Annotated in this window: 4 protein-coding genes; 1 reads left to right on the forward strand and 3 read right to left on the reverse strand. The window is 64.0% G+C overall.

Annotation, left to right across the window (positions count from 1 at the left end; genetic code table 11):
- Positions 1-169: 169 nt before the first annotated feature.
- The 3 genes from ASS64_RS05210 to ASS64_RS05220 are packed head-to-tail and all read right to left on the reverse strand — an operon-like array spanning position 170 to position 4,439.
- Positions 170-520, reverse strand: a complete 351-nt coding sequence (locus ASS64_RS05210; RefSeq protein WP_067690990.1) for a hypothetical protein — start codon at positions 518-520, stop codon at positions 170-172.
- Positions 521-534: 14 nt separating this feature from the next.
- On the reverse strand, positions 535-3,051 hold the full coding sequence (locus ASS64_RS05215) for a DUF2309 domain-containing protein (protein ID WP_067690994.1): 2,517 nt from the start codon (positions 3,049-3,051) through the stop codon (positions 535-537).
- A gap of 2 nt (positions 3,052-3,053) precedes the next feature.
- On the reverse strand, positions 3,054-4,439 hold the full coding sequence (locus ASS64_RS05220; protein ID WP_198147657.1) for a proton-conducting transporter membrane subunit: 1,386 nt from the start codon (positions 4,437-4,439) through the stop codon (positions 3,054-3,056).
- Between the two features lie 107 nt (positions 4,440-4,546).
- Between ASS64_RS05220 and ASS64_RS05225 the strand changes: the two genes are divergently transcribed.
- A complete protein-coding gene (locus ASS64_RS05225; RefSeq protein WP_067691002.1) occupies positions 4,547-5,413 on the forward strand; it encodes a LysR substrate-binding domain-containing protein in 867 nt (288 codons plus the stop codon).
- Positions 5,414-5,502 lie beyond the last annotated feature (89 nt).

A 5,502-nucleotide genomic window follows, 5' to 3' on the forward strand; every position in this document is an offset into this window, starting at 1 on the left:
AATGCCGCCAGGCTGCTCATGCTGAACAAACCTACCGGTCAGCTACGCGCCCTCATTCAGGACATAGGAGCCAAACTTCTCGATACCTGAAAGCGGACATTCTCCGCGCCAATGGTGGACTGGCTCTGCTCTTCGACGATCAGACCGAACTTAGTGTGGGTAGGCGTGCTCACCGTGCGACGGTCTCGTGCGTCGCAAAATAGTCGGAGCGGATCACCTCGACGTCGGACAGGAAAGTCACGCCGGCGCGCGTTTCGAACAAGCGGGACAGCCCGCGCGCGACATCCGAAATGACCTTGGACTCAGCCACGCCAACGTACATCACGAGCCCGGTCTGGTCGTTGAAAATTGTCTTGCCCTGGTGGAATCCCGAGTGGCCCATACCGGCGACGTCGCGGATCTTCGTCCAGCCACCGATGCCGGATGCTTCGAGTAGGTCCTCAACCATGTGATGGTCTTCAGCGCGCACGACGATCTCAATCTTGCGCAAGCGGTGCAACGAAAGTTCGAAAGCAGTCATGGGTAATACTCCGGTCAGCAGGTAATCGAACGAATGGTATAGCCGTCTTGCTCATCGGCGTCGTCCTCGCGCCAGCGGAGCGCCTTCCCGGTCTGGGGGTCGACGACAACGAGTTGGACCCAACCCTTGCCGAATAGGCGAGCGAGGATGTCATTGCCCGTAACCACGGCCTCAACCAGCTCGAGCGGGGCCTGGACGACCGTCAGCAAGCGTTGCGGAACGTGGAAAGGCTCGCCCATATCGGTAAACAGCGACTGGCACGGCAGACCAACTTTCAGGTCGCCGCCATTGCCTTGTACCACTCCGATGCCGCCGAGCACGTTCTGCGTGACCTTGTCCCCCGCGCCGTATCGCTGGTTGTCGATGGTCGAGAATAGGTACTGGCAACTTATCCATTGGGCGACCACCATCGGAGCGGTCAGAATTGTGGTCAGCGCTTCTCCGGAGGGATCTGTCTCCCAGTTGTAGCTGTGCAGGAAGGCCCGTCCCTCGAGGTCGATGTCCTTGCTCCAGTTTCTCGGTCCGACGAGGAATGCTGCGTTGCCTGCCAGACCCCACTCGGGGCGGATCTCTCCCCAATGTGCGGCGCCGATGAGCAGATCTTCGGGCGTGCGGTTCAGCAACGGAGCCCTGCGCTCCCGGTTTGCCTTGCCCGCCGCCTTAAGGTCGCGTTCAACCGTGGCAAGCTCGGCCAGATGGCTTTCCGGGACCCTGCAGCGGTCGAAAATCGTCACTTCGTCGGTGGTCGTGTCGTGCTGGGCAGCGAGGAACCAGGTGTCGTGGGGAATGGCCACGCCTTGTGCGGCCATGCCTTGCCGCACCTCGGGATCGTTCAGCATCGCGACCAAGACCCGCGCGTTCGCACCTCCCGCGTGCCCGCCACATGCACCGCAATCGAGAGCCGTGGCATACGGGTTATTGACCGCGCTAGCGCCGTGGCCGGCGAGCACGACCAGCCTAGCTGTCTCCGCCTTCATGCCCGTGAGGTGGAACAAGGCACTGGCATAGCCGATCTTCTCGGCGAGGCTGAAAATGTCGCTATCGGTCTGGTATACGAGTTTCGGCTCGAAAACTTGCTGTCGGCGCTGCTCCTGCCTCGCCCGACTTCGTTCGGCAAGGCGCGGCGCCAGGGTCCGAGCCATCATGGCGAGACCCGCCAGCGGGCCGGTCGCTTCAGCCGTGGCGAAAGCCGAGCCGGTTCCAAGCTTGGCGGCGTTGAACAGGCTTGCAGTTTGCACACTGCGCAGGTCATGTGCCGCGACCTGGTTCGCTTCGTCTGCTTTGCCCGCAACCACCCCTTCGGTGACATCATGCTGCGGCGACAGCAGGACCGGCAATAGGCGCTTGCGATGTCCGGCGCGTTCCGAATGCAGCGCAATCGGCAAGCCGAAGAACCCGGCATAGCCAAAGGTCTCGTAACTTCCGGTCCGCTCGATCTGGCGGCGGAAAGGCTCCGAACGAACGTCGATGCAAAAGACGAGCTGTGCATCGGGCCTCGCCGCAGTCGGTTCCACGCGGGTCGCGTGCTGCAACTTTGGGACCAGCGCGTTGGCGTAGGTCCACTCGGCAGCCTGCATGAACAACCCGCCAAGGCTACCTTCGTCCAGCGAAGCAATATCTGCCAAGCGATTGGCCTTCGCAGGATCGAGCCCTTCGAGGTCGAGGCCGAAATGCCGCGCCAGCCATCGCACAGGGTTACCGCGCGCCGACCGCTCCTCTCGTTCGGGAACCGCTCCGGTGCGCTCGAGCAGCAGCCAGAGAGCCAGCAAGTCTGCTATGCCAGCAGGAGCATGAGCCACACGCTCGCGATCGGCGTGCTCGGCCCGCCAGCGGATGTGACCCGCCCAACCCGGCAGGCGCGCAACATGCGCTGACAGGTGGCCGAGCGGATCGCTGTCACCCACGCACTCCGCCAGCCCTTCCGCGATGGCCTCGTACGGATCGCGTGGCACCGTCAGCAGGAGCGTCTGTCCGGCCTCCCCCGTCAGCTTCGCATATTCGGCATCGTGACGGGCGAGCGTGAGAACCGCCCGGTATAGTCCCAGATCGCGATGCGGCATCGGGCTGGCGGAAATGGCCTGGTCGAAGAAGGCAGCGCACCACTTCGCGATGAAGGCAGCCGCGGGATCGGAACCTTCTCCAGACGCCATAGGCTTGGCGGTTTCCGCTTCCAGCAGCCGTGCCATCAACACGTCGATCGCCATCACCCCCGGCGCAATGTTAGCCATCGCCTTGTAGGTGCCGCCAAGCGCGCGGATCGCGGCATCGCGCAGGGCGCTCTCTTCGATCCGTCCGCGATCGAGCAATCCGCGCCAGACTTCCAGCGGCAGGCTCTCGCGCGCGCCGAACAGCTCGGCGGCTGCCCTTACCGCCTCACTGAAGGGGCGATCCTCGAACCCAGCGAGCGGATTGACGGCAATGGCGCTTTCAAGCGGCCACATGGGCGGGACCGTCCGGGCAGCCAGGGCGACGAGGCCGGCTACCTCGGTGCGGGTCAGCAGGGGGTCGGTGGCGACAAGGGGCGAATGCATGTTCACGGGCGTTCTCCGGGAAGAGCGGGACTCAGCGTCCCGGCATTGAGCAGGCGGACATATAGCGGCGCGGGGAGCGGCGAGCGGCTGGCAATCCTGCGGCTCTGCCACACCCAGCCTCCCAGGAAAGTGGCAAGGATGAAGATGGCGAGACTGGTCGAGAGCATTGCTGCGTGCGCGATCGGCAGGGCGGCTTGTGCAAGTTCAAAGCCGAGCACGTGGAGCAGCGCCAGCCCGGCCAGTATGGCTGCGATCGTGAGCCGTGAAGCGCTGCCGACCTTTTCGATCAGGATCGTGCCGAGCGTCGCCGCACCGGTGGCCGCCGCAAGCAGCAGGGGCACGAGGTCCCCTCTGGCGCTGCCGCTCAGGGCAAGGACGCAGCCGATTGCAAGCGTGGTCGGCGCGATGACCGTGACCACGCGCGAATCCAGCGCCGGGCGCCTATCAGCCTGCACGCCGATCGCCGAGCCCGCGTTAAGGAACAGCCAGGCTTTGAACAGCCCGTGCGCCACGATGTGCCACAGCGCGGCGGCATAGGCGCCCAGTCCGAGGCTCATTATCATGAAGCCCATTTGTGAGACGGTCGAGCCGGCGAGCGAGCGCTTGATGTCCGGGCGAACCGCCATGATGCCGATACCCCAGAGCGCCGCAATGAAGCCGAGAGCGATGGCCGCGTATCGCGCCGCGGGCGCGGCCTCTAGCACCGGTGTAAAGCGCAGGAGGAGGAAGCCCCCGGCGTTCACCAGCCCGGCATGCATCAGCGCGGAAATGGGAGTGGGCGCGGTCATCGAGGACAAGAGCCAACCCGAGAAGGGCGGCAGTGCACAGCGCGCAGCGGCACCCGCGAGAAGGAGCAGGGCGATCGCGCTGACAAGCGCTTCCGGCATTGCCGAGGAAGCCGCGATGGCGACATCCAGTCGGAGCGTTCCGGCATGCCAGCACAGGAGCCCGAGGGCACCCAAGACGGTAAGGTCGCCCACGAGGAACGTCCGCCTGCTGCGTTCCGCGGCGGCGCGCGCCTCAATCCACTCTTCATTATGGCCGATCAGTCCGGCGAGCAGCAGGCCGCTCGCAACCCATGCCAGCGCGAACAGGATCGCATTGTTCGTCAGCACGAACAGGAGGACACAGGCGACCAGCGCGCCCAGCGATCCGAAGAAGCGCGCGGAGCGCGCATCACTGCGCATGTAGCGGTTGGAGTAGGTCGCGACGAGCGCGCCGGCGAAGAGGGTCAACGCGCTGATGATGATCGCCAAGCCCTCGATCGGCACTCCCGCGATCCGGGAAATCAGCACGACAATCGGCAAACTCCCCAGCACGCCCCAGAGAGCCAGCGTCACGATTTTCGGGGTATCCAGCCTGGCGGAAAATGACATCGGTTGCGGCACGTCGAACTCCTTTCGGAGGCCCATTGCCGCCAACGTGATGATTGATGAAACAAGTTATCTAAATACTATCCATTGAATCTCTCAATCTCTGAGCTATTTTGTGCCTTATGCCCATGATGCGCAATCTCGACCTCGACCTGCTCCGCAGCTTCGTGACGATCTGCGAACTCGGCAGCTTCACTGCGGCTGGCGAGCGGCTCGGCCGAACGCAGTCGACGGTCAGCTTGCAGGTGAAGCGGCTCGAGGAGTTGTTGGGCCGCCGAGTCTTCAACCGCACCCCGCGCTCCCTCGAGCTGACCGACGATGGCAAGCAGTTGCTCGGACCTGCGCGGCAAATGCTGCGCTTGAACGATGCGACGATGGCCCAACTCCACGAACCCGATATTGCCGGTCGGGTGCGTCTGGGCGTCCCCGAGGACTTTGCCACGCAGCACCTGCCCTCCGTGCTCTCGGCGTTCACCGCCGCGCATCCGCTGGTCGAACTCGAAGTGACCTGCGATCTGACGCTCAACCTGTTCGAGCAGTTTCACTCGGGCGCGTTCGATTTCGTCTTGGTCAAGCGCGAGCCGGCAGCCAAGCTCGAGGGGGTGCGGGTCTGGCGCGAGCCGCTGGTATGGGTCGTACGCGACCGGGATGCGGTAACGGGAATGGAGATCGTTCCGCTGGTCGTTTCTCCCGAACCCTGCGTCTATCGCAGGCGCGCCACAAACGCACTGGAGGCGGTCGGGCGGGAATGGCGGGTCTCCTACACCTCCACCAGCCTTGCGGGCAGCCTCTCCGCGGTCGCAGAGGGACTTGGCATCGCCGCCCTGCCGCGCGAGATGGTGCCGCCACACCTCATTGCCATTGCGGACGATAGCGAGCTTCCGCCGCTTTACGATACCGAAATCGCGCTCATCGAAGCGCCCGGCTTGTCAGATACTGCCCATCGCCTCGCGCAACATGTCGTCGCTGCACTCGAGCAAGGTGCCTAAAGCGCACTCAACAGGCGTCGGAGGTGTTCCAGCCTGTCATTCACGGCAATTTTGGACGCTTTTCTCTGGCAAGCAGACATTCTGCTATT

This window comes from Erythrobacter sp. AP23 (genome assembly GCF_001542855.1).
Classification (GTDB): domain Bacteria; phylum Pseudomonadota; class Alphaproteobacteria; order Sphingomonadales; family Sphingomonadaceae; genus Qipengyuania.

Bases quoted from the DNA above. Each gene is read 5' to 3' on its own strand.
- ASS64_RS05210 (WP_067690990.1), bottom strand. From the start codon at position 520: ATGACTGCTTTCGAACTTTCGTTGCACCGCTTGCGCAAGATTGAGATC.
- ASS64_RS05215 (WP_067690994.1), bottom strand. From the start codon at position 3,051: ATGCATTCGCCCCTTGTCGCCACCGACCCCCTGCTGACCCGCACCGAG.
- ASS64_RS05225 (WP_067691002.1), top strand. From the start codon at position 4,547: ATGCCCATGATGCGCAATCTCGACCTCGACCTGCTCCGCAGCTTCGTG.